Annotated in this window: 21 protein-coding genes and 1 pseudogene; 17 read left to right on the plus strand and 5 right to left on the minus strand. The window is 38.3% G+C overall.

The window, feature by feature from the left end; all coding sequences use genetic code 11:
* Positions 1-512: 512 nt before the first annotated feature.
* Positions 513-1,373, minus strand: coding sequence for a rhomboid family intramembrane serine protease (locus NEOC84_RS03455; protein WP_166155323.1), 861 nt, complete (start codon positions 1,371-1,373; stop codon positions 513-515).
* 310 nt (positions 1,374-1,683) lie between these two features.
* On the opposite strand from NEOC84_RS03455, the gene NEOC84_RS03460 reads away from it, so the two are divergent.
* From NEOC84_RS03460 to metG, 14 genes and pseudogenes are all read left to right on the plus strand, one after another.
* Positions 1,684-2,022 (plus strand): type B 50S ribosomal protein L31, encoded by a 339-nt coding sequence (locus tag NEOC84_RS03460; RefSeq protein ID WP_166155325.1) that lies wholly within the window; start codon positions 1,684-1,686, stop codon positions 2,020-2,022.
* Between the two features lie 80 nt (positions 2,023-2,102).
* The gene (gene prfA, locus NEOC84_RS03465; RefSeq protein WP_166155417.1) at positions 2,103-3,167 is read left to right on the plus strand and encodes a peptide chain release factor 1; all 1,065 of its coding nucleotides are present in this window, start codon (positions 2,103-2,105) and stop codon (positions 3,165-3,167) included.
* A gap of 242 nt (positions 3,168-3,409) precedes the next feature.
* Positions 3,410-4,258, plus strand: coding sequence for a peptide chain release factor N(5)-glutamine methyltransferase (gene prmC, locus NEOC84_RS03470; RefSeq protein ID WP_166155327.1), 849 nt, complete (start codon positions 3,410-3,412; stop codon positions 4,256-4,258).
* 41 nt (positions 4,259-4,299) lie between these two features.
* Positions 4,300-5,628 (plus strand): signal recognition particle protein, encoded by a 1,329-nt coding sequence (gene ffh, locus NEOC84_RS03475; RefSeq protein ID WP_166155329.1) that lies wholly within the window; start codon positions 4,300-4,302, stop codon positions 5,626-5,628.
* Positions 5,619-5,951 (plus strand): 30S ribosomal protein S16, encoded by a 333-nt coding sequence (rpsP, locus tag NEOC84_RS03480; RefSeq protein ID WP_166155331.1) that lies wholly within the window; start codon positions 5,619-5,621, stop codon positions 5,949-5,951. Before ffh ends, rpsP begins: the two co-directional genes overlap by 10 nt.
* Positions 5,952-5,963: 12 nt before the next feature.
* Positions 5,964-6,623, plus strand: a pseudogene (gene trmD, locus NEOC84_RS03485) (tRNA (guanosine(37)-N1)-methyltransferase TrmD); the annotation flags it as partial.
* A 35-nt stretch (positions 6,624-6,658) separates the two neighbouring features.
* A complete protein-coding gene (gene rplS / locus NEOC84_RS03490; protein WP_166155335.1) occupies positions 6,659-7,075 on the plus strand; it encodes a 50S ribosomal protein L19 in 417 nt (138 codons plus the stop codon).
* 9 nt (positions 7,076-7,084) lie between these two features.
* Positions 7,085-7,768 (plus strand): ribonuclease HII, encoded by a 684-nt coding sequence (locus NEOC84_RS03495; RefSeq protein ID WP_166155337.1) that lies wholly within the window; start codon positions 7,085-7,087, stop codon positions 7,766-7,768.
* Between the two features lie 119 nt (positions 7,769-7,887).
* The gene (locus NEOC84_RS03500) at positions 7,888-8,640 is read left to right on the plus strand and encodes a hypothetical protein (RefSeq protein WP_166155339.1); all 753 of its coding nucleotides are present in this window, start codon (positions 7,888-7,890) and stop codon (positions 8,638-8,640) included.
* 346 nt (positions 8,641-8,986) lie between these two features.
* Positions 8,987-9,874, plus strand: a complete 888-nt coding sequence (locus NEOC84_RS03505; protein WP_166155341.1) for a YicC/YloC family endoribonuclease — start codon at positions 8,987-8,989, stop codon at positions 9,872-9,874.
* Entirely contained in the window at positions 9,864-10,445 is a 582-nt protein-coding gene (gene gmk, locus NEOC84_RS03510; RefSeq protein WP_166155343.1) for a guanylate kinase, read from the plus strand. Before NEOC84_RS03505 ends, gmk begins: the two co-directional genes overlap by 11 nt.
* Positions 10,446-10,469: 24 nt before the next feature.
* Positions 10,470-10,793: a hypothetical protein gene (locus NEOC84_RS03515; protein ID WP_166155345.1), complete on the plus strand. Its 324-nt coding sequence runs from the start codon at positions 10,470-10,472 to the stop codon at positions 10,791-10,793.
* 21 nt (positions 10,794-10,814) lie between these two features.
* Positions 10,815-11,426: a hypothetical protein gene (locus NEOC84_RS03520; RefSeq protein ID WP_166155347.1), complete on the plus strand. Its 612-nt coding sequence runs from the start codon at positions 10,815-10,817 to the stop codon at positions 11,424-11,426.
* A 53-nt stretch (positions 11,427-11,479) separates the two neighbouring features.
* Positions 11,480-13,531: a methionine--tRNA ligase gene (gene metG, locus NEOC84_RS03525; protein WP_166155349.1), complete on the plus strand. Its 2,052-nt coding sequence runs from the start codon at positions 11,480-11,482 to the stop codon at positions 13,529-13,531.
* Positions 13,532-14,359: 828 nt separating this feature from the next.
* On the opposite strand, the gene rpmB is transcribed toward metG, so the two are convergent.
* Positions 14,360-14,635 carry a 50S ribosomal protein L28 gene (gene rpmB / locus NEOC84_RS03530; protein WP_039385022.1) on the minus strand — a complete coding sequence of 92 codons (276 nt, stop codon included), beginning with the start codon at positions 14,633-14,635 and terminating at the stop codon, positions 14,360-14,362.
* Positions 14,636-14,748: 113 nt separating this feature from the next.
* Positions 14,749-15,186 carry a hypothetical protein gene (locus tag NEOC84_RS03535; RefSeq protein WP_166155351.1) on the minus strand — a complete coding sequence of 146 codons (438 nt, stop codon included), beginning with the start codon at positions 15,184-15,186 and terminating at the stop codon, positions 14,749-14,751.
* 162 nt (positions 15,187-15,348) lie between these two features.
* Here NEOC84_RS03535 and sthA point away from each other — a divergent pair, with 162 nt between their 5' ends.
* Positions 15,349-16,761, plus strand: coding sequence for a Si-specific NAD(P)(+) transhydrogenase (gene sthA, locus NEOC84_RS03540; RefSeq protein ID WP_166155353.1), 1,413 nt, complete (start codon positions 15,349-15,351; stop codon positions 16,759-16,761).
* Positions 16,751-17,272, plus strand: coding sequence for a hypothetical protein (locus NEOC84_RS03545; RefSeq protein WP_166155355.1), 522 nt, complete (start codon positions 16,751-16,753; stop codon positions 17,270-17,272). The genes sthA and NEOC84_RS03545 overlap by 11 nt, the downstream gene beginning before the upstream one ends.
* Positions 17,273-17,330: 58 nt before the next feature.
* On the opposite strand, the gene NEOC84_RS03550 is transcribed toward NEOC84_RS03545, so the two are convergent.
* Positions 17,331-19,937, minus strand: coding sequence for an AAA family ATPase (locus NEOC84_RS03550; protein WP_166155357.1), 2,607 nt, complete (start codon positions 19,935-19,937; stop codon positions 17,331-17,333).
* A gap of 627 nt (positions 19,938-20,564) precedes the next feature.
* Complete coding sequence (locus NEOC84_RS03555; protein ID WP_166155359.1) at positions 20,565-21,245, minus strand: DUF4116 domain-containing protein; 681 nt, start codon at positions 21,243-21,245, stop codon at positions 20,565-20,567.
* A gap of 641 nt (positions 21,246-21,886) precedes the next feature.
* On the opposite strand from NEOC84_RS03555, the gene ispG reads away from it, so the two are divergent.
* Positions 21,887-23,803 (plus strand): (E)-4-hydroxy-3-methylbut-2-enyl-diphosphate synthase, encoded by a 1,917-nt coding sequence (gene ispG / locus NEOC84_RS03560; RefSeq protein WP_166155361.1) that lies wholly within the window; start codon positions 21,887-21,889, stop codon positions 23,801-23,803.
* The last annotated feature ends 116 nt before the right edge of the window (positions 23,804-23,919 follow it).

Raw genomic sequence — 23,919 nt, forward strand, 5'->3', positions numbered from 1 at the left:
TGCCCAATCATCTGCACCGCATAAAATCGCCAAAATGCTAATCGTAACAATATCAAACAAACTATAGATTTGGTTTCTTTGCTTCCTTGGATCTTCCAGGGCCTTAAATACAGCAAAAACACTATTGGGTTTATGCGTATTCATTCATTCCTCCTTTTTAAGGAAAAGAATGATAATTATACCCCTTGCTTTGTCAACTTAAATCTTCATGCAATTTCCCTGTTTAACATTCTCAGGAAAGTTTTGGTCTTTTACGGTGGAAGGATTTTTATTAAAACTATTTCCATATTTGGTAAAAGGAAGATTCCCCCTTACTAGCTTTTTTTTTGTTCACAGGTGCGATCTTCCTCCTATATAAAAGCTATCCCATCTCCTATAAAATATACTTGTTAACAAGCAAAATTTAGTATTCGGAAAGGCTTTATAATTATAAAAAGGCATAACATGTTACTTTGAGATTAAGAGAGCTGGCAAGTTAGAGTGTGCTTTAGGTGCCTAAAATGCAAGCTTTCCTAGTTTTTCTTCATTTTTTCTTCCGAAATTTTACGCATACGGTCTTTTTCTTGCCGTGTTAAAGATTGTTCTCCATAGCGGGAAATTTTGGCTAACATCTCGTCAATAAATGCATCATCTCCTAAGGTAGCTTTTCCTGTTTTGATATCGACAATTTTACTCTTTTGCGGGGTGGAAAAGAAGTAGCGTTGAATTTTAGCGCGAAATTTGTGGCCCCCAACCATAAAAATTTCGTCTATGTTTTGCATGTATAGATAAGGCGTCGGTTGCTGCCAAACAACTGTGCTACAAAGATAGCCGGAAGCTATGCCTACCATATGGTAGAATAGATTCACAAAATCCAGTTCCGATAAAGGAATAAGAAGAGAAAAAGCAACCACAACAGCTAGAAGCCACTTAGCCTGAATAGGGATTAAAAAAAAGAGCAGAAGGGTGGTCTCTCGATGAAGCATGGCCCAGGCTACAAAGATGGCTAATAGAGAGGGGGCTAAGCCTGCAATGATAAACAGCTTATAAGGTAGTAAAAGGTAAACGGTTGCTAAAGCTGCTAGGTTGGCGAGGATGCCGCTAATAAAATAAAGAGCAAGAAAAGATTTATCTCCATAAGATTCAGCAAGTTGGGATCCAAAAAGCCAGAGCATATACATATTAAAAGTAAGATTGATAAGTAAAAATAAATTGATGCCATGCGCATGTTTTTGAATAAAAAGGGAAGTAATAAGTTGCCAATAATAGGAGTTTGTCATACCCCAAGGGGAGAGCCCTAAAAGCTCTTGAGGTCCATATATTTTAAAGAGAGTGGTAAAAAGAGGTTCTAATGCCGCACTGCATATAGTCACTATAGCTGTCAGGCAAATCAAGATTTTAAGGCTTTTAGGAACCTTGTCGTAGTTTGAGAGAAAAGAAGAATGATAAGACATAATAAAAAATGGGGTTTTAAAGTTTGCAAATACGAATGTTTAGACATCTTAGAGCTAAGAAGCAAAAATTTCAATCAATTGCCCCTAATTAAGCACAAAATCTCTTTTGCATCCCAAAGATTTTCTACTCTGACGATAAAAGTGTTGAGCGAGCAGCAAAGAAAAGGCTTGTTTTTTTATTGAATACATTTTATCATTTTTTCGTAACTTAAGAAAATTAAATTTGCTAACCTTTTTGGAGTTAATTCTGATGAAGAAAGATATTCATCCTAAATATCAAAAAATCTTGTTCGTTGATTCTTCGACAGGACATAAATTCGTATGTGGATCTACTTTACAGCCAAAACAAATGGATAAATTTGAAGGCGCTGAGTATCCTGTTTATCATTTATCAACCTCCTCGGCTTCCCATCCTTTCTTTACGGGTAGCAAGGCTTTAGTTGACTCTGAAGGCCGTGTAGATAAATTTAAAAAACGTTATGCTGCTGCGGCTCAAAACAAGGCGACTCATGAAGAGTCTGAAGGAAAATTAGAAGAGCAGCCTAAAGAAAAAGAAGTAAAAAAAGAGTCCAAAAAGAAAAGGAAATAATTCTTTAAATTCTAGCCTACAAAGCTTTCTTCCACAATCATGTCAGAGGAGAGCTTTGTAAGCTTATCTCCCTCATCATGATTGAAAAAAAAGTCCAACAACTCCTCCTCCGTTTAGCTGAAGTTGAAGCCACATTAGGTCACTCTGAGATCTTTAATGATCAGAAAAAATATAAAGAACTGACACAAGAGCATTCTTACCTAGCTGAGATCAAAGTTACCTGGGATGCTCTTAAAAAAGCTGAACAAGAACTTTCCGATAATAAAGAACTTCTAAAAATAGAGAGCGATCCTGAATTTTCTAATGTTTTGCAGGAAGAAATCCGTCTAATTGAAAGCAAGCTTCCTGAGTTGCAAAAACATTTGGAAACACTGCTTGTACCTCCTGATCCTAATGATAATCGTCCTACCATCCTAGAGTTGCGAGCCGGCACAGGAGGGGATGAGGCTGCTTTATTTGTGGGAGACTGCGTTCGTATGTATAAAATGTATGCTGACAGTAAACAATGGAATTATGAACTATTATCTTGCACCCCTTCTGATATGGGTGGTTATAAGGAATACGTCATGGTTCTATCAGGTCCAAACGTCTATCGAAATTTGCGCTACGAAGGAGGAACTCATCGTGTTCAGCGGGTGCCTGCTACTGAAGCGCAGGGGAGAGTTCATACTTCTGCTATCACTGTAGCTGTGCTTTTAGAACCTGACGAAGACTCAGATGTACAAGTTGATGAAAAAGATTTACGCGTGGATACCTATAGATCTTCGGGAGCAGGAGGGCAGCATGTGAATACCACGGATAGTGCAGTACGGCTAACTCATTTGCCCACGGGTCTTGTCGTTTACTGTCAGGAAGAACGCAGCCAGCATAAAAATAAAGAAAAAGCATTGCGTTTACTTAAAGCTAAAATTACTGAGATAGAGCAACAGAAAAAAGCTCAAGAGTTAGCTTCTAACCGCGCCGCTCAAGTGGGTAGCGGGGATCGCTCAGAACGTATTCGTACCTATAATTTTTCGCAAAATCGCTTAACGGATCATCGAATCAACCTTACCAAATACAATTTGGATAAAATTATGGAAGGGGATATGGAAGATATAACTTCCGCCTTAGTAGCTCACTATTATAAGGAAATGTTTGGAACTTGAAAAAGCTTAATCCCTACATTCATATTTTTGCTGGCTCTTTAATTATCACTCTGAAGTAAACAAGCTTTTTCTCATGCATGCTAAACTTAAAATTAAGCAAATAAGGAAGGTTAAGATTAACAGGCAGAAAAGATGCTAAAAATCTTTAAGCTTTCATGCCGAGGGTGCAATGCGTCTTTTTATCTCTAATTGACATTTTTTTTAAAGCTCTGCCCTTAAATACTATACATAAAGAGTGAAGGTTGAATACCGTTCAAGACATATTAAATCTATCAACTGGATATTTAGCGCAAAAAGGAATCAAAAATCCTAAGCTTCAAGCTGAATATTTGTTATGTGATGCTTTACAACTCTCTCGTATACAGCTTTACCAGCAGTTTGATCGTCCTTTAGAAGAGCAGGAATTAAAAATTTGTCGAGAGCGTCTGGCTCGCAGGGCTAAGGGAGAACCTCTTGGCTACATCCATGGAAAAATGGATTTTTATGGATGCCAAATATCTGTTAACAAAGATGTCCTTATTCCTCGGCAAGAAACAGAAATTCTCGTTGATAAAATTGTTAAACAGCTCGAACAGGTTGACGTTTGCGGCCTGCATTTATGGGATGTATGTTGTGGATCTGGATGTATAGGAATTTCATTAAAGAGAAGGTTTCCTCTTTTAGAAGTTACTTTGTCTGATATTTCTCATCAAGCACTTGAGCTTGCTAAAAAAAATGCGAAAGAAAATCAGGTGGAAGTGCATTTTTTACAAGGCGACTTATTAAAACCTTTTGAGGGCAAAAAGGTAGATTATCTAATATGTAATCCCCCATATATTGCCGAATATGAGTTTGCAGGGTTAGACCCTGAAGTGCGGGATTTTGAACCCCGCCTAGCTTTGATTTCAGGACCTACCGGTTTAGAGATGTATCAGCGTTTAAGCGAGGAAATGAAGGCTTGTCTTGCTCCTCTAGCAAAAGTGTGGCTTGAAATAGGAAGTAGCCAAGGGCCCTCTCTATGCAAACTATTTAGTCAATCCGGATGGAGAAATTATAGGGTTGATAAAGATTGGGCTGGTTTAGATCGATTCTTTTTCCTTGAAAATGAATAAGTTTTCAAGTATTGTCTCCACTGAAATTTTTAAGGATTTTCATGCTTGGTGCTCTAACTGAAAAAATGCGTGGTTTGGTTTCAAAACTGGCTGGTGCAAAAAAACTTACCGCAGAAAACATTTCTGACGCTGTTAGTGAAGTGCGTTTAGCTTTGCTTGAAGCTGATGTCAACTATGGAGTGGCTAAAACCCTTATTAAAAGGGTTAAAGAGAAAGCTTTAGGTGATGAGGTTATCAAAGCGGTTACTCCAGGTCAGCAGTTTATCAAAATTGTTCATGAAGAACTTGTTTCTTTGATGGGCGGGGGAGAAGCTGAGCTAAAGCTAGAAGGAAAACCTCCTGTTATTATGCTATGTGGGCTTCAGGGAGCAGGTAAAACGACACATTCGGCTAAATTAGCACGCTATTTAAAGAAAAAAGGACTATGTAAAAAACCTTTACTAGCAGCTTGTGATTTACAAAGACCTGCAGCTATTGAGCAATTATTGACGTTGGGGCAGCAAATTGAAATCCCTGTCTTTAGCCTTCCTGCGGAAAAAGATCCTATAAAAGTGGCTCGACATGCATTAGAAAAAGCTAAAAAAGAAGACTTTGATGTTTTGATTGTAGATACAGCAGGACGACTCCATATCGATGAAGAACTTATGCTGCAGTTAGAAGAAATCAAAAAAGTTTTGCAGCCTTCAGAAATTATATTTGTTGCCAATGCCACGACGGGACAAGATGCTGTTAACAGTGCCGCAGAATTTAACAAACGTATGGCTATAACGGGTTCAATTTTGACCATGTTGGATGGAAATGCTCGCGGAGGGGCAGCCATATCGATACGAGAAGTGACAGGCGCTCCTTTAAAATTTGAAGGGATAGGCGAAAAAGTTGATGATCTTCAAGTTTTTAATCCATCGTCTATGGCTCATCGTATTCTAGGTATGGGCGATACCATTAATTTGGTCAAGAAAGCTCAAGAGCATATTAGTGAAGAAGAAGCCAAAAACTTAGAACAAAAAATACGTTCAGCTACCTTTACTTATGAAGATTATCTTAAGCAAATTCAAGCGGTAAAAAAAATGGGTTCTCTTAAGAGCCTTTTAGGCATGTTGCCCGGCATGAGTGCGCTTAAATCTTTAGAAATTGATGAAAAAGAGTTTTTTAAAATAGAGGCTATTATATTATCTATGACTCCCCAGGAAAGAGCTGAAAGTGAAGAGCTTTCCGTCTCCAGGCGTAAAAGAATAGCGAAAGGGAGTGGGACAGGGATGGAAGATATCAATAAGCTAGTTAAATCATTTAAACAAGCAAAGCAGTTCTTTAAGAATATGCCTAATATGAAAAATTTAGAAAAAATGATGGGAGGATCCCTATGGCGTTAAAAATTAGATTGCGACAGCAAGGCCGTCACAATCGTCCATTCTACCGTTTGGTGGTGGCTGATTGCCGCTCACCACGTGATGGAAAATATGTTGAAGCAATCGGTTGGTACAATCCGTTTGCTACACAGGTAGAGCAAGAATTTTCTTTAGATGCAGAACGTGCACAACATTGGCTCAGCCAAGGTGCTGTCTTGACCGATTCTGCAGAAGCTTTAATCAAAAAAAGCGCCCCTAGCCTTGTACGTGGTTTGGTGGATAAGAAACTAGCATTACGAGCAAAATATGCTGCTAAACGTAAGGCTCGTAAAAAAGTGAGCGCTTAGAAACTTACGCCAATGCTGATTGATATCTTATCGCTATTTCCCAACTATTTTAAAGGGCCGTTTGATGAAAGTATTATCATGCAGGCCAGGAAAAAGGGCCTTTTAGATATCAATCTCATTGATATACGTACTTTTGCAGACAATCGCTATCACAAAGTTGATGACAGACCTTATGGGGGTGGGCCTGGAATGGTCATGATGCCCCAACCTGTCCTCAGCGCCATACGGAGCGTTAAAAAGCCTGGCGCTAAAGTGATCTATATGTCGCCCCAAGGGCCTCTCCTCAAGGCTGGTAAATGTCGAGAATTAGCTCAACAAAATCATCTTATTCTGTTATGTGGGCATTATGAAGGAATTGATGAGCGTATTCTAGATGAGGTAGATGAAGAGATTAGCATTGGAGACTATGTATTAACGAATGGGTGTTTAAGTGCCATAGTTCTTGTTGATGCACTCGTTAGGTTTGTACCCGGTGTGCTGGGGCATGAAAGTGCGGCCGCCGAAGATTCGTTTGAGAATGGATTATTAGAGTGTCCCCATTACACTCGGCCAGAGAGCTATGAAGGTAAAGCAGTCCCCGAAATTCTATTAAGTGGGGACCATAAAAAGATCGCCGAATGGCGTCGTAAAAAATCGTTAGAAAAAACTCAACGTGTACGGCCCGATTTATGGCAAAAGTTAAATATAAATCTTGAGGAGTAGAAAAAATGAGAAAACATGCTTTGGTCGAAATGATCCAAAACGAACAACTTAAAAAAGATATTCCCAATTTTAGAATTGGCGATACTATCCGTGTGCATACTCGTATTATTGAAGGTCAGAAAGAGCGTATTCAGGTGTTTACAGGCACAGTGATTGCCCGTAAAGGTGCAGGGCTTTCCGAAACATTCTCTTTACATCGGGTGGCTTATGGAGAAGGTATGGAGCGTCTATTTCCTTTACATAGCCCACGCATAGCAAAAATCGAAGTCGTAAAAGAAGGTCAAGTGCGCCGTGCTAAATTGTACTACCTTAGAGGAACTTCGGGAAAAGCTTCTAAAGTTAAAGGTCGCGTAGGTTTTAATCGCAAAAGCACTGCAGTTGAAAAAGAGCCAGTAGCTGCAAATGTTGCTAGCGAAAGCTAAAATGGCTAAATGTCAGAGTTAAAGAAGATTGGCAAGCGTGAAACTAAGCGCTTGCTTAGCCTTACTGTATTTGAAGAAGAAGCCAGGCAACAAGGCTATCAGGTTATTGCAGGTATCGATGAAGCCGGGCGAGGCCCTTTAGCAGGACCTGTAGTTGCAGCAGCTTGCATCATTCCTGTAGGCCTTTTAATTCCTGAAGTTAACGACAGCAAGCAATTATCCAGCGATAAACGTACGGAATTGTATAATATACTTACCCGCCATGACGCTATTCATTATGGGATAGGGGTCATTGATTCTCCTACTATTGATAAAATCAATATTTATCAGGCCACTATAGCGGCAATGCTTAGGGCAGTTGCGCAGTTAAGCTTAGAGCCTCATTTTTTGCTTGTAGATGGTTTAAAGCTTCCGCATCCTAGTATTCCTACTCAAAAGATCATTAAAGGGGATACTAAATCGCAATCTATTGCAGCTGCTTCTATTATTGCGAAAGTAACTCGCGATCGTCTGATGATCGAATATCATCAAAAATGGCCTCTTTATGGTTTTGATCAACATAAAGGGTATGGGACGGCCAAGCATTTAGAAGCACTTAATTTGCATGGAGTATGCCCGATCCATCGCCAAAGTTTTGGGCCAGTTAGAGATCAACTTGGCATAAAAAATGCTCAATTCTCCTTAACTTTCTAATTAATTTTTCCCTAGGTAACTGAGTTTCATTACAATCTTAATATAATATTTATAAATTAGTTGTGTTTGAAAGTTAATATATGTATATGATAATTTAAGGTTAAAATTAAGGTATAGGTATGAAAATAAACACGCAAGACTTGTTTAATGACATTAATGCTCTTCGTTTATATGAAGTGGCAGAGAGTGTATCACGTGAAAATGGAAAAAAAAGCTATACGATCAAAAGAGTGAAGCTAAATCAGCACGATAGTATAGAAAGAATAGAGGCTTTAATCACTAAGCTTAATGAGGGTAAGATTTGGCTTAAAGTCGGCAAACGTCGCGAAGGTACAGTAAAATATGCGGGTAAAGGATTGAAACCTAGCGAAATTGCAAGCATTATCCTAAAGAAGCAAGACAAAACCGATAAGACACAGATAGAAATCTCCATTGATATCACCAAAGAAAATTTAGAAGATCAAGTAGAAGAGATGTCGCACCAAGATATTTCCTTATTAGAAAGGATAGCTAAAAGCCTTCAAGCAACCTTTAAGCTTGACATTCAGAAAAAAGTGAATAGCCAAGCTCGTATCATTAATCATCCTGTAGCTAGCTCTCCTGTTAAATCAAAGCATGCATTAGCCGCTAAAGCAACTATGCCTGAAGAGAAAAAAGTTACCTATCGCTCTCGCTCTCAAGAATCTAAGAAAGAGAAAAAAATAGAAGAAGAAAAAGCTATTGAAAAACAACGCGTTCAAAAGCGTAAAGCGCTAACATTGGCTAAAGAGTTAGATGAAAAATCTGATAAGCGCCGCCTTAGAGCTATTAAATCCACGGAAAAGCAAAAAGAGATTCTGAAAGCTATGCCTTCCCCAAGAAAGGCTTCATAAAGCTTAGTCCTAGAAATCAGGAATCTCCTTAATATATTCTTTAAATTTTTAAGCGGCGAGCAGCCGCTTATACTCTCATATTTTCTACTCTACTTTTTGATAGTGCCTGCCTGCTTCCTTTAAGCGGGAAGGCAGCAATAAGCATGCTAATCACTGATAACCAAAGGTTATTTCAATCCTTATCTTATAAAATGCTTGGAAAGCTATAAAGTAGCAAGTAAGCTGCTCTTAAAGCAAGGCAGAGTGAAGGCAATCAGCTAGATTTCTGCTAGCCATAAATTAAGCTATATTTTTATGCAAATTTTTGATAAAATGCGCCCTTATTAATAAATTTAAGCTTTTTTAAATGTTAAGAAGTATGACGGCTTATGGCCGGGGTGCTATAGAGACAGCACTAGGAAGATTCACCGCGGAAATTCAATCGGTTAATCGTAAACATCTGGAAATAAATGTATTACTCCCAAAAGAGTTAATGCGTTTTGATGCTGAAATAAAAAAATGGATTTCTGCCCAAATAGGAAGAGGGCAGATAACTGTTAAGTTTTCGGTAGTATTTAATCAGACGACTCCTTTAAATGTAGTAGCCAATCTCCCTCTAGCCCTAAAGATTCAAAAGGCTGCCGAGGATTTAGCTTTTACTTTAAAGCTTCCTGTAACGCATGAGCTAACATTGAAAATGCTGGCTGAGCAACCTAGCATCCTGCTATTTGACGAGCAGATGGAGGATGAAGAGCTTTATCGAGAAGCTCTAAGTACAGCTTTTGAAAAAGCTATGCAAAGCTTTGTGGAAATGAAGCTACACGGAGGCCGCCCTATATTTATTGACATTTCTCAATGCTTAAAGACTTTACATCAAGATATTGAGCAAATTGCCTACTATGCGCCTCAGGCGACTAAGCGTTATCGAGAGAAACTAGCCGAGCGTTTAAAAGAATTTTCCATAGGACCAAGAGAAGATGAAGAGCGGCTTTTACGGGAGATAGGAATTTATGCAGAAAAAATTGACATCAGTGAAGAAATTACTCTTTTTCAAGCTCATCTTAAGCAATTTAATGATGTCTTATCTTCGCAAAAAGAAGCTGTAGCTAAGAAGCTGGAGTTCATTCTTCAAGAGCTGAATAGGGAGATCAATACGATTGGGGCAAAATCTTCTGAGTTAGAAGTCTCACGGCGGGTCGTAGAAATCAAAAGCCTATTGGAAAGAATCCGTGAGATTATTCAAAATGTCGAGTAGCACACAACAAAAAGGGCGAATATTTATTATTAGCGCCCCTACAGGCACAGGTAAAACAACTTTAGTTAAAAGACTGGTTCAAGAATTATCAAATGTAAAACCCAGTATTTCTTACACGACAAGAAAGCCTCGTGCTGGAGAGACAGATGGGGTAGACTATAATTTTATTGATAAAAATGATTTTGAATTTAAGATTAAAGCAGGGGAGTTGTTAGAGTACGTAGAGCTTTATGGCTTCTATTATGGAACCTCACGTGTTTGGATTGAAGAACAGCAGCAAAAAGGTTATCATATTGTCCTGGTTATCGATACACAAGGCGGGCTTAAACTAAAAGATAGAATTCAAGGAACTTTTATTTTCTTAGCACCACCTTCCCTAGAAGAGCTAAGGAGGCGCTTGCTAGCGCGTCAAACAGAATCTCTCAGCGTGATCGAAGAGCGTTTATCGTGTGTAAGCCGAGAAATAGAGCAAGGAAAAAAATATGACTACAAGATTGTTAATGAGCAATTGGATGTAGCTTACGAAGCTTTAAAAAGTATAATTGTAGCTGAAATGCATCGCATACATTAAATTTACAGAAAGGGAAGTTTATAAATGATACAAAAAAATATCACCAATGAAGCCTTAAAAAAGAAATTTAAAAATCAGTTTGAGATGGTAGGCTATGCCATTTCTTTAGCTGAAAATATGATTTTAACGGGGCGAGATCCACGCGTGAAATCAGACACGCAAAATAGAGCCTTGCAGATCTTAGAAGAAATCGTAGCGGGTAAAGATCACCTTGAGCCTGTCGTTCTTGAAAATAAAAGGCAGGAGGAGAAAGACGCTACTCGGCATTATTTTGGAGAAAATGATGGAGGAAGCTCTTCCAAAGGATCTTCAGAAAGAAAGAGAGCTCGTAAAATTCTCGCCGATTAAGCGGTAAGATGAGGAAAGAAAATGCTGGAGACATATCCTACGGCTGATTATGCTTATACTGTTTATTTATGTATAGCTATTTTATTTACTCTTATATTTGCTGCAATAACTGGTGTAATTGGATATAAAGTAATTAATCAATCACCTAGCCGAAGTCCTTATGGGAAGATGCCTTTAAGACATGCTTCAGATCTGTCTTACGAGAGCAAAGAGAAAGTTTTACGTTTTCTTTTTGAAATGCATCAATATGATAATCGCATGTTTAACCTAGAAAAAGCGGCTTTATGTAGAGAAACTAGGCGTATTTTTTCTAATGCCATCTCCTGGTATGGAGCAATTAAAGTGGACTGGAGCTTTCTTAATAAGCGTTATCCAGGCCATTATGTATCCTGGGGAAGCTTATCTATTTATCAACAAGAAGTTATTCGCTCAGCTCACTCTTCATTAGAGGGCTTTCAAACTGAATATTCTAGTCCCGAGCCTGCGCCTAGTAAGGCGGAAAAGTTTTATACCCAAGCTGTTCCCGGACCTTTATATGTGGATATGGAAAAGAAAATATTGTTAGGGTGGAAAATCGTCCCTCTAACTAATTTAGAAGTGTTAGTGGTTCAAAAACCCAAGAGTACTTTCTAAATAGATCTATCCTTAGCTTGGAAAATTAACTAAATAGGAAATATTAGAATCTCATGCAAAAAAAAATACTCATCACTTCTGCTCTCCCTTATGCTAATGGGCCGCTCCATTTTGGACACATTGCGGGTGCTTATCTACCCGGGGATGTCTATGCGCGCTTTCAACGCCTGATGCAAAATGATGTTTTGTATGTGTGTGGTTCAGATGAATATGGGATTGCTATCACGATCGGTGCTGAAAAAGCAGGCCGGTCTCCTAAAGAACATGTAGATATTTATCACACGATTAATCGAGAATTTTTCAAAAAATTAAATATATTTTTTGATAATTACTCAAGGACTACATGGGAAGGCCATCAGCCCTTAGTTCAACAATATTTTTTAGATCTGCAGGCCAATGGCTATATTGAAGAAAGAGTTACTGACCAGCTATATTCGGAAGTCGATAAGCGATTTTTAGCCGATCGATATGTCGTGGGAACTTGCCCTAAATGCGGATTTGCGCAGGCACGAGGTGACGAATGCCCTAAATGCGGTGCTAGCTACGAAGCCACCGATCTTATTAATCCTCGTTCTCAGCTATCAGAGGCACCTTTAGTCCTTCGCCCTACCAAGCACTGGTTTTTACTCCTTGATAAGTTTAAAGATAAGCTTTTGAAATGGATGGCAACCAAACAGTGGAAGCCCAATGTTGTGAATTTTATTAAAAGCTATATAGAGGATTTACGGCCGCGTGCTATTACCCGTGATATGAGCTGGGGGGTTCCTCTTCCTTTACCTGAAGCAGAGCAAAAGGCTTTATATGTTTGGTTTGATGCTCCTATTGGATATATATCGGCAAGCGTTGAATGGGCTCAAAAAGAAGGCGATCCCGACTTATGGAAATCTTATTGGTGTGACCCTAATACTAAGCTAGTTCATTTTCTAGGAAAAGATAATATCCCTTTTCATGCCGCTATATTTCCCGCCATGACCATGGGACAAAATCAACCTTTTAAACTAGTCGATGAACTTCCAGCCAATGAATTTTTAAACTTAGAGGGAAGGCAGTTTAGTAAATCTGATGGATGGTTTATTGATTTGGAAGAATTTTTTCATCATTATACGACAGATCAAATTCGTTATACTTTAGCTGCTAATGCTCCTGAAACATCAGATGCGGAATTTACTTGGAAAGATTTCCAGTCGCGCTGCAATACGGACTTGCTAGGCAAGTATGGAAATTTAGTCAACCGTGTTTTAGTCTTTGCTAAAAATCATTGTGGTGGACAGATGCCTGCTGTGCAGGCTTTAGAGTCAATTGATGAAGAATTTTTACTTAATATAAGTAAGCTTGCCAATGAAGTCGCTTGTTGCTATGAGACCTTCAAAGTTCGCCGGGCTAGTCAATTAATTATGGAATTAGCCCAGCTAGGAAATGTTTATTTTGATGCTAAAAAACCTTGGAAGGAAGCAAAAAACCCTGATAGCAAGCATGCAGTAGCTACCACTATCGCCTGTTGTTTAGAGTGTTTAAAATGCTTAGCGCTTATTTCTTCTCCTCTCATTCCTGAGTCAGCCGATAAAGTGTGGAAGCTTCTAGGCTATGCTTCTCAATTAGAGAAGGGTAACTGGGTTCAAATTTTAAATACATCTATTCCCGCTCATCAGCAACTTCAGACGCCAGAGATACTATTTAAAAAAGTAGAGGATGAACAGATTGAAAAGGAGCTCAATCAGCTTCGGGCGCTAGCTGAGCAAGCAAAGAAAGATCATTCTTCTCAGATGGTTTACGCTCCTTTAAAGGAGATGATAGAGATTGAAGCGCTGCAGAAGCTAGACTTACGCGTAGGTGTAATCAAAGATGCAAAGAGCCTGCCTAAAAGTAAAAAATTATTGTTGCTAGAAGTAGATCTTGGCTTTGAGACTCGTAGGATAGTCTCAGGGATCAGCCAACAATATCAACCGCAAGCATTAATAGGGAAGAAGGTTATTGTAGTGGCTAATTTAAAGCCTGCCACTTTAATGGGAACTGTTAGCCAAGGAATGCTTTTAGCAGCCTCGGATGACAAAAAACTAGAACTTCTTTCTATTCAAGATATTTCACCGGGTGCAGTTGTTAGCTAGGCTCTCCTTTTAATTTTAAAAGTGAATGATTAGCTAGCTTTAGATAAATCAAGCATGGTATCCTTTTGAAAAGGTTTTTTTTAGGTAAACATATACTTATACGCTTTGAAAAAACTTAGTCTGCTTAAAGAAACCACGTCTGCATAGCTAACAAAAATTAATCTTTTTCCAAGCCGGCTCTCTACGTAAAAACCAAGCTTCCTATTAAGTATATGATTATATGCTTTAAAAAAACTTAGTCTGTATACCCAACCTTCTGAAAGATGCCTCTCTGCTTAAGAAAAGGGACTTTATAAAGTGCGTGATTGCATAAAGAGTAGATGAAAAGCGTATTACATAAACAGCTGCTCAAAAGCGTATAAAAAGCCTACTTTCAAGAAGACAGCTAGCTTTTAAGAGCTAATTTTTTTAGACCATAACTTGCGAGTTTATTTAAAAAGGATTCTTCTAACCGCATGGCTAAGGAGAAACTTAGTTTTTTTCGCTTTTTTAAAAAATCAAAAACTTTTATTTTTTACCTAATTGGTGGGCTCTACATATAAAAGAAAGCCATCATACTTAAAAAATAGCACGATAAACTTCTCATATGTAGCTTGTAAAAGTCGTGCGGGTAGCTTTGCTTGCTTTTAAGCCAAAGCTAGCTATTAAACATGAGTAAGAGTGATAAAAGGGGATAAACCTTTTGCTTTGGATTTAAAACAATGGATGAACCAGTGCCTAATCAATCTATAAAGAAGATGTTGGAAGGAGAATAGAGGGACATATAAATATTAAAAAATTACAAGGAGTGTAAGCCTGTAGAATAACTTTAACTTACACTCGTTTTTTTTAAACGGTATGGCCTTGAGCTCTTAAGCGGCGTATAATAGTGCTTACACCCACCTTATCAATAGTTCTTAAAGCTTGTGTAGATAAGCGTAAAGTCACAAAGCGTTTTTCATCGCCGAACCAAATACGTTTAGAGACAAGATTGGGCTGGAAACGTCGCTTAGTTTTACCAGTAACCTTAAGACCAATCCCTTTTTTCTTTTTAGCAATCCCTCTGATTGTGTACTTATAACCACGAGCGGGTTTTTTTCCTGTAACAGTACAGATTTTTGACATAACTGTAACTCCGATGAAGCGTAATTATTTGAAAAGGGGATATTAGCATTTATACGGGTTATAAGCAAGGAAAAATATAATAAAGGAGGCCCTAGAACATGCAATTAGAAATTTCAGTCGATGGGAAGCCACTTTTCTTGAATATTAAAGCGCTTATCGCCCTGCTTTTTTCTTTCTTTTTCTATCATTTCTTCATTGTTCACTTCTTTTATAGTTTGAGCAAATGCTCTTTTGTAGGCCTCAATTTTGTCCAGCAACTTTAATACGTTTCCCCATTCTTCTGCATTAAGCTTCAAAGGATGTTCTAACATTTTTTTTATATGGGAAAGATTAGTGCCTAGTTTTAAATAGATACGTTCATCATTTTTATGAAGGCGTTTAAGTTCAGAGATCATATAGATAGCAGTTTTTCTTTTATTGATGCGGGTTTCATCTATCACTCTTTTCTCGTTAATATCCTTGGAGGTAGAGTCGATAATTTTTTTAATATTTAATTTGTCAAGTCCTTGTATTAAGGATTCTTCCACTTTAGTAAAATTAGTTTTAGGCATAAGGCTACTCTTTTTTGTTATGGCTTGCTTACTTTATCTTATCATTAAAATTTATATTTGACAAACTTACATTCTTGTAATATATCTCACCTAGATAAAGTCTAATCATTACAAGGCATATCTCATTATCCTACCAACCTATTAAACAATGCGAGTTTTTGAATGGAAGAAATGACGGTCGATTTAGTGGTCATCGGCGCAGGCCCAGCAGGACAAAAAGCAGCAATTCAAGGGGCCAAATTAGGTAAAAAAGTAATTGTAATTGATAAATTACCCGAACCGGGAGGAAATTGCCTGTATTCAGGTACCATTCCTTCTAAATCTCTTAGGGAAGCAATTATTGATTTAACCCGCTTTTATGAAAGGGGATTTAATAGCGGGGAATTTGCTTTACAAGAGGTTTCTATTCCTCAATTGAACCAACGGCTCCATAAAGTGATTGAAGAAGAAAGAAGCACTGTTTATCGACAATTAAGAAAAAATGGCATTCGCCTGATTAATGGAACAGCCCGTTTTGAAAATCCTCACATGTTGATTGTAATGGATGAGGATTATCGCTTACTTCATCAAATTAACACTGAGTTTGTGGTTATCGCTACCGGCTCCAAGCCACGAAATCCTAATAATATACCTTTCGATAATGATGTAATTTTTGATTCAACACGTCTTTTAGGGATAGAAAAGATTCCTTCCAGCCTTATTGTATTGGGAGGAGGAATTATTGGCTCAGAATATGCAAGCTTTTTCGCTGCTTTAGGAACCGAAGTTACAGTCATTGATAAAAAGGACCATATCTTACCTTCTTTAGATCCCGAAATTGGCATTATTTTACAAACTTCCTTGAAGGATTTGGGATTACGTTTTCTAGGCAATAAAGAGGCTGCTCAAATTGCCCGTATTAATAATAAAGCTTATGTAAAATGCAAGGATGGTACAGAGATATCGGCGGATGCGCTACTTTTTGCCCTAGGACGGAGCGCCTATGTGGATGGCTTACATATTGAAAATGCGGGCTTAAGCGTTAATAACAAAGGGTATATTCCTGTCAATGCGCTATTTCAGACCGAACGGCCTAATATTTATGCCGTAGGAGATGTGATTGGTGGGCCTTGCTTAGCTTCGACTAGTATGGAGCAAGGACGCTTAGCAGCACGCCACGCTTTTGGTGTCCATCATCGTTTATTTCCTAATCTTTATCCTATCGGTATTTATACTATACCTGAAATTTCCAGTTGCGGCTATAATGAAGATGAGCTACGAGAGATGGGCTTTCGCTATGAAGTAGGAAGAGCTTATTATTATGAGATCGCCCGCAGCCATATTGTAGGAAGCAATACCGGGATGTTTAAAATCCTTTTTCATGCCGAAACACTAGAAATCTTAGGGGTCCATATTATTGGGCGAAGTGCTACAGAAGTTATCCACATTGGTCAAGTGGCCATGAGTTTTAATGCAAAAATAGATTATTTTATTGATCAGGTCTTTAACTATCCTACTTATGCGGAAGGCTATCGTATTGCTGCTCTCAATGGATTTAATAAAATTAGTTATAAAAAGTATGTCGATGTCAAATAATAAAGAGAAATCAGAGATAAGAGCAGAAGCTAGGAATAGCGAGCTCTCAAAAGATGGCAGTGAGGGAAAGGTTACCGAATATGTCTTTTTGGATATAAATTCTTCATCAGCGGAGGAAGCTGAAAAAGTTAGTTTCGACCCAAGTCAAAATCCGGGGGAGATATTTGAATCCGTTCAATCTCTGTCCCAAGGAAACTATCCGTCTTATCTAAGAATGGTGGCTTTTTTAGCCACCTTAGTGATGGCATTGGGCTCCATTTTAGCTTTAATAATAACATTGTGCCTAGGGACAATTTCTTTGATATTGTTACGTCAATTTGTGGGGGTGAATAAACAAACTTCTTTGGCCTGGAGATGTTTTAAGAAAATGCTAATTTTTACGCTAGGCTGTTTTGTTTGCATTTTTCATCTCAGTTACGGAATAGGGCTGATATTAATGTATTTTCTCCTTACGGGTGAAGCAGTTAATAGCCGCTGGATGCGAGAATTCGCCAAGTACAGAGAACCTTAAGGTATTGGTATTGATAGGCAAAAGAGTAAAAGCCAGACATTGACCTTTACTCTTTTTCTTAAGATTTAGGGCCTTCTTTTATTCTAAACCCAATCTGGTCTTTTTCCGTATATAACTCAATAGAACTTTTCGAAGGAATCTTACCCTCAAGGATAGCTTTAGAAAGATTATTGATCACTTCAGTTTGAATATAGCGTTTTAAAGGCCGTGCGCCAAATAAAGGATCATAACCTTCGCGTGAAAGATGGCTTAAAATTTCTGGGGTCCATTCTAAGTTAACCTCGCGATCTTTTAAACGTCTAGCTAGATGTTTAAGTTGAAGAGCGACAATTTTTTCCATGTCTTTTTCTTGCAAAGGTAGAAAGGGAAGGATATCATCTAAGCGGTTAATAAATTCTGGTCGAAAATAAGTTTTTATTACAGGTTGTAAAAGAGATAAAATTTGCTCTTTAGATAAGCCCGTTTGATTTTTTTCAAGCTTTTCTAATAGCAAATCCGAGCCAATGTTAGAAGTCATAATAAAAATAGCATTTTTACAGTTTATTGTTCTTCCTTTGCTATCTGTAATGCGGCCTTCATCAAATATTTGCAAAAGAAGGTTAAAGACATCAGAATGGGCTTTTTCAATTTCATCAAATAAAACCACCGCGTAAGGACGCCTTCGTATAGCTTCTGTTAATTGTCCTCCTTCCTCATAACCTATATATCCAGGAGGGGAGCCTATCATTCTAGCTATGCTATGCTTCTCCATATATTCTGACATATCCAAGCGAATAATCGCGTCTTCTTGATCAAAAAGTTGTTCGGCAAGCGCTTTAGCTAATTCCGTTTTTCCTACTCCTGTAGGACCGAGGAAGAGAAATGTACCTACAGGACGTCCTGGATCACTTAAGCCTGAGCGAGAACGCCGGATAGCTTCGCTGACGGCAGTGACGGCAAGTTCTTGACCTACAACGCGCTTGGCTAGCACTTCTTCTAATTTAAGAAGCTTTTCGGCTTCTCCTTCTAACATTTTGCTGACAGGAATACCGGTCCATTTTGAGACAATATGGGCGATTAAGTTCTCATCTACCTCTTCTTGTAGTAAGCGAGCCACTTTTTCATTGAGGTTACTTTGAATAGCAGCAATTTCTGCCTCCACCTTAGGGAGCGTGCTGTAACGTATTTCAGCCACTTTGTTATAATCAGCTTTGCGTTCTAATTCTTCGGCATAGAATCGCAACTGCTCAAGCTCATTTTTTTTCTTTTGTACTTCTTCTATAAGTTTCTTCTCTTGATTCCATTGATTTCTTAAAACAGCTAATTCTTCTTTGATTTGAGCAATTCTAGCCTCAAGCTTATCAGCTTCCTCTTTAGAGGAGGGGCTGTTTTCACGTCGCAAAGCTTCTTGTTCTACAATTAGACTACTTAGCTCCCGTTCTTTACGATCGATAGGTAGAGGCCGGCTTCCAATTTGCATGCGAATCATACTAGCAGCTTCATCGATCAAATCGATCGCTTTATCAGGTAGGCGTCTATCAGTAATGTAACGATAGGATAAGAATACTGCAGCATGAATAGCTGATTCAGTGATACGTACGCCATGAAAGATTTCAAAACGTTCACGCAGGCCTCTTAATATAGCTATAGAGTCTTCTAAAGTAGGCTCTTGAACCATGACAGGCTGAAAGCGGCGCTCCAAAGCGGCATCTTTTTCAATATACTTTTGATATTCGTTAAGAGTCGTAGCTCCAATGCAATGGAGAGTACCACGTGCCAGAGCTGGTTTCAATAAGTTAGCAGCATCCATGGACCCTTCGGTAGCACCTGCTCCCACCAGAGTGTGAACTTCATCAATGAATAAGATGATGCGCCCTTCACTATTTTCAATATCAGTTAAGATACCTTTTAAACGTTCTTCAAATTCACCCCGATACTTGGTACCTGCAATTAAACTACCCATATCGAGGGCTAGCAATTGCTTATTCTTAAGGGATTCCGGCACATCTTGGGAAATAATTCTTTGAGCTAGTCCTTCGGCTATAGCTGTTTTTCCAACCCCCGGGTCCCCAATCAGCATGGGATTGTTTTTAGTGCGGCGACTTAAGACTTGCATAGTACGTCGGATTTCTTCATCACGGCCAATGACAGGATCTAATTTGCCTTGACTAGCAAGCTGAGTGAGATTTTTACAATATTTTTCTAAGGTTTGTAAACTTGCTTCTGCGTTAGGCGAATCCATATGTCGCGCTCCTCGAATTTTTTTAATTTGTTCCTCAACATTTTTTAAGGGAATGCCTGTAGCTTGTTTCCAAGAGTTAAAAGGTTCTCCAGCATTTCTCCAGTAAGAAAGTAAAAAATGATCACTGCTAGTATAAGTATCATTCATTTGCTTGGCTATACTCTGAGCATCAGCAATGCGCATCTGTAAGTTACGGGCGGTTTGCGGAGGTTGAGGGGAGCCTGCATAGGTAGGCTGTTGCTCGATAGCACGCTGCACTTCTTCTATTAATAGCTGTGGCTTTGTATTAAGAGTCGTAAGAATAGAAGTGAAATAGCCTTGCGGATCATCTAAAAAAGCTTTAAGTAGATTATTTTCAGTAACTTCTGTATGGTTATGTTGCTGAGCAATTTTGAAAGCTTCTTCTAAGGCTTTTATGACGGCTTCTGTGAAATTTTGTGCCATTTCAACTCTCCGCTTATAAGATAGAAAGTATCAATTTACGGATAACATAAGCATTTGTCAATATGAAAAATATTTGCGTTTAAGAGTTGCTTCTCTTGATTGGCTATTTTTTTAGCCCCTTTATATAAAAAGCGGGGGAAGGTTGTATTTATCCCTTATAAAAGTTTCTTTAGCCTGTTTCTAACGCGCAAAAAGCTTACGAGAAGTTATCTCTTAAGAAAGAAAAAAATCATTTCTAATCGCGCTCTTAAATAAATATCTAAAGACACCATTTCAATCGTGTAGAAATTAAAAATGGTATGTTTAATTACACGCCCTCGCTTTTCTTTACGTAAGTCGCAATAAAGAGAAAAATTTTAAATCTAGTGAATTAAAGTTTTTTCTTGAGTAATCAACAAGATAGACTTTTTCGATAAAAGGAAGAGACAAAATTTTTTTATTCTATAAAGACGTTGAATGTTAATAGCCAATAAACCCTTAGCTTAGAGATGTTTGCTTGCTTTTGACCTGATTCAAATGCCTAAACTCATGGCATGCTTGCAATAAAGTTTTTCTTCTCCCAGTTATTAAAGGGTTTTTTTAGAAAGAGAGTTTGTACTTAAGCGATGACTTTAGCTTTTTGTAAGTTTATTGGGTTGTAGCTAGAGCAATAATTATCGGATCATTTTGAAGCTCTTGGCTAGCATACTGAACGGCTGAAGCATTTTGTTGAACTGCGATAAGCACCACCTCTCTATCATTCTGAAGTTCTGGGCTAGCATGATCTAGCGCCAGGCCATTTTGTCGTACAGCAGCAAGAACGAATTCTTTATGATTGCGAAACGTAGGAGTATACTTAAGGACCAAACCATCTTTCTGGACAAGTTCGAGGCACGCCTGATAATATACTTTCTCAAACGGGGTTGCTTCGTTAGCATACCCAAGATCCGAATCGTCTTGCTTTTCAGTGGCAAGATCTATTTTAATATCGTTTTTAAACGGTTGATGGGTAAAGGTAGAAGTGCCATCATTATAATTGATTGGCTCTACCCCCGTGTTTTTATTGTAATTTTTTCTATGAGCAAAATCATAAATTCCAATTATTATATTTCCTAAGGCAGGGAGCAACAAGATTATACAGCGCGCAAAGCTTTTTTGACTAAGATGATTATAGTAGGAGCTTTTAGGCATACAGCCTTTTTGCTTGATAGGTAAAATAACAGCTTTTTGAAAGATATAGACTAAATTAGTTACAGTGCTAACAAAAGGCAAGTAGTCGCTCTTATTAACGATAAATCGGCAGCTGTTAGATAAAAAATTTGTTCGCATGGCAACCCTTTGCTTATCAATTTTTGTGGATTACATTTTAAAAATAATCCTATTTGAAATCAATGAAGCAGCTTAAGATATAAGCAGTTTAACTTACAGGAAAATTGGATAAAGATTTTATTAAGCATTTTTTATCCTATAATTCTTATCTCAGTGCGTTGCTCTTTTATCCTTTATCCTACTTTTGCCTCGGTATTTACTTTGAATAGATGGATCGTACGTTTTTTTTAAATAAATAATTTATCGGCTCTTCGAGGATTTATATGTAAAAAGTTTTATTTGATGATTTTATCATTAAAGAAATGTGTTATCACCTAAACATTCGAAGAACCAATTTTACTTCAATTTTTAAAGCTAATAACAGAAGAGCAAAGAGCTTTTAAGGGTTATCCTTACTCTCTTGACAGCGATTCCCGCTAAAAAAATTTCTTTTTTAGTTTATCACAGAGGGGATTTTTCTTTAGCGGGAATCGCTGAAGGTACCCTTTTGCTTTTAGATAAGCAGACCTTAGGATTATCTTTAAATAATGTTAAAATTTTTATTTGCGGGAATGGCTGCTCTCTTGAAGGATTGCTTGCAATATTAGAATTATCAAGATAGAATTCATGGCTTAAAGGAAATTTTACAGTGAGTATATTTCATGAAATACTGCGAATCGATTGCTCAGCTGAAAAGACGCTCAACACGTGAGGTGATGGTTGGCCCTGTAGGAGTGGGGGGTAACAATCCTATTCGCATTCAGTCCATGACCACTTCCAATACACGGGATGCTGAAGCGACAATCCAGCAAATTATGCGTTTAGCCGATGCTGGTTGTGAAATTGCACGTGTAACTGTACAGGGTATGAAAGAAGCTGATAGCTGCGAAGCCATAAAAAATGGCTTGCTTCAAAAAGGATATTCGATCCCCCTGGTGGCAGATATCCATTTTTTTCCTCCAGCTGCTATGCGGGTGATAGATTTCGTTGATAAGGTGCGTATCAATCCGGGTAATTTTGTCGATAAAAGAGCAAGCTTTAAAGTGATCGATTATGATGACTATTCGTATGCTCAAGAAATATTAAAAATTGAAGAAAAATTTACTCCTTTAGTAGAAAAGTGTAAAAGCTTGAAGCGCGCGATGCGCATAGGAACTAACCATGGGTCTCTTTCCGATAGGATTATGAATCGGTACGGTGATACTCCTGCAGGAATGGTAGAGTCTGCGCTGGAGTTTGCGAGGATCTGTCGTAAAAATGACTACCATGATTTTATATTTTCTATGAAATCTTCTAATCCTCAGGTCATGATTTTGGCTTATCGCTTACTTGTAGCAGAGATGTATAAATTAGGGTGGGACTATCCTTTACATCTAGGGGTTACAGAAGCCGGCGAAGGGGAAGATGGAAGGATAAAATCTGCCATGGGAATTGGGAGCTTACTGTTAGATGGGATTGGAGATACTATTCGGGTCTCTTTGACGGAGGATCCCTGGCATGAGATTGATCCTTGCAGACGTTTAATCAAATTTACCCAAGAATATTCTCAACAAAATGAGCTAATATTTGAAGAGCGCTGTCGGGATTTCCAGAATATTGAAAGACGTGCGATCACTTATCCGAAGTCTATCGGCATGCATAAAGATGGCACAGTTTGGGTCTCTGCTCTTAAAAGCAATCAAGAAGATGCCTTGTTTTATCAGCATCTAGGTTGTGAGGTACAATTGGGACGACCTCAACCTAAAATCTCTTCCGTAGATGGTCTTGTTATTCCGGATGGCCACTTTTACAAGCAGGTTCTGCAGCCTTTACAAGAGATAGGGATAAGTATTTTCTCCTCTCATTCTCAAGAAGGAGCAGTGCCTTTATTGAATCTGATAGAAGCTCGTCAATATGTTAGTCAGCATAAGTTTTTGTTAAACTCTCAAGCTTCTTGGGCACTCGCCATTAGTGATGAATCTCCTGACGAATGGGAAGCTATTCCTTCTTTACAGCCTTCCTTGATTATATTTCGTCCTTCTTCTTCTCGTGTTTTTAAAGCGCGACGCTTTTTTGATTGGTTAAAGCAAAACCAGATCGGTATTCCCGTCATCCTTAACTTTCACTATAACGGCAGCCAAGAAGATCTAGTGATTCAATCTTCTATGGAATATGGCGCTCTTTTTTGCGATGGACTGGGAGAGGGAATATGGCTGGAGGCTCCTTACGAGATTAATTATTTGCGTCATTTAAGTTTTAGTATCTTGCAAGCGGCTCGTATGCGCATGGTTAAAACCGACTTTATCTCCTGCCCCAGCTGTGGCAGAACTTTATTTGATCTGCAAGAAGTGACTAAAAGGATACGTGAGCGAACTTCACATCTACCTGGAGTCAAGATTGCTATTATGGGCTGCATTGTCAATGGTCCTGGGGAGATGGCTGATGCGGACTTTGGATATGTGGGGTCCAAGGCAGGCATGATCGATCTATATGTAGGCAAAGAATGTGTGCAGAAAAATATTCCTTTCGCTGAAGCTGATGACAAGTTAGTGGAATTACTCAAATCGTATGGCAGATGGCAAGAGCCCTGTTTGGCATAAAAACAGGAAAATTTTTCCCAAAATCTTTAGCGATAAGGATAGGTAAGAGTTGGTTTATAAATAATGTAAAGAAATTGCAGAGATTTGGCTACAAGCTTTTAAAGTAAACCAAACAT

Source organism: Neochlamydia sp. AcF84 (assembly GCF_011087585.1).
Lineage (GTDB): Bacteria > Chlamydiota > Chlamydiia > Chlamydiales > Parachlamydiaceae > Neochlamydia.

Bases quoted from the DNA above. Each gene is read 5' to 3' on its own strand.
- rpsP (WP_166155331.1), top strand. From the start codon at position 5,619: ATGGCGTTAAAAATTAGATTGCGACAGCAAGGCCGTCACAATCGTCCA.
- metG (WP_166155349.1), top strand. From the start codon at position 11,480: ATGCAAAAAAAAATACTCATCACTTCTGCTCTCCCTTATGCTAATGGG.
- NEOC84_RS03460 (WP_166155325.1), top strand. From the start codon at position 1,684: ATGAAGAAAGATATTCATCCTAAATATCAAAAAATCTTGTTCGTTGAT.
- NEOC84_RS03550 (WP_166155357.1), bottom strand. From the start codon at position 19,937: ATGGCACAAAATTTCACAGAAGCCGTCATAAAAGCCTTAGAAGAAGCT.
- sthA (WP_166155353.1), top strand. From the start codon at position 15,349: ATGGAAGAAATGACGGTCGATTTAGTGGTCATCGGCGCAGGCCCAGCA.
- rplS (WP_166155335.1), top strand. From the start codon at position 6,659: ATGAGAAAACATGCTTTGGTCGAAATGATCCAAAACGAACAACTTAAA.
- NEOC84_RS03500 (WP_166155339.1), top strand. From the start codon at position 7,888: ATGAAAATAAACACGCAAGACTTGTTTAATGACATTAATGCTCTTCGT.
- NEOC84_RS03515 (WP_166155345.1), top strand. From the start codon at position 10,470: ATGATACAAAAAAATATCACCAATGAAGCCTTAAAAAAGAAATTTAAA.
- NEOC84_RS03545 (WP_166155355.1), top strand. From the start codon at position 16,751: ATGTCAAATAATAAAGAGAAATCAGAGATAAGAGCAGAAGCTAGGAAT.
- gmk (WP_166155343.1), top strand. From the start codon at position 9,864: ATGTCGAGTAGCACACAACAAAAAGGGCGAATATTTATTATTAGCGCC.
- rpmB (WP_039385022.1), bottom strand. From the start codon at position 14,635: ATGTCAAAAATCTGTACTGTTACAGGAAAAAAACCCGCTCGTGGTTAT.
- NEOC84_RS03535 (WP_166155351.1), bottom strand. From the start codon at position 15,186: ATGCCTAAAACTAATTTTACTAAAGTGGAAGAATCCTTAATACAAGGA.
- NEOC84_RS03505 (WP_166155341.1), top strand. From the start codon at position 8,987: ATGTTAAGAAGTATGACGGCTTATGGCCGGGGTGCTATAGAGACAGCA.
- NEOC84_RS03555 (WP_166155359.1), bottom strand. From the start codon at position 21,245: ATGCGAACAAATTTTTTATCTAACAGCTGCCGATTTATCGTTAATAAG.
- ffh (WP_166155329.1), top strand. From the start codon at position 4,300: ATGCTTGGTGCTCTAACTGAAAAAATGCGTGGTTTGGTTTCAAAACTG.
- ispG (WP_166155361.1), top strand. From the start codon at position 21,887: ATGAAATACTGCGAATCGATTGCTCAGCTGAAAAGACGCTCAACACGT.
- NEOC84_RS03495 (WP_166155337.1), top strand. From the start codon at position 7,085: ATGTCAGAGTTAAAGAAGATTGGCAAGCGTGAAACTAAGCGCTTGCTT.
- NEOC84_RS03520 (WP_166155347.1), top strand. From the start codon at position 10,815: ATGCTGGAGACATATCCTACGGCTGATTATGCTTATACTGTTTATTTA.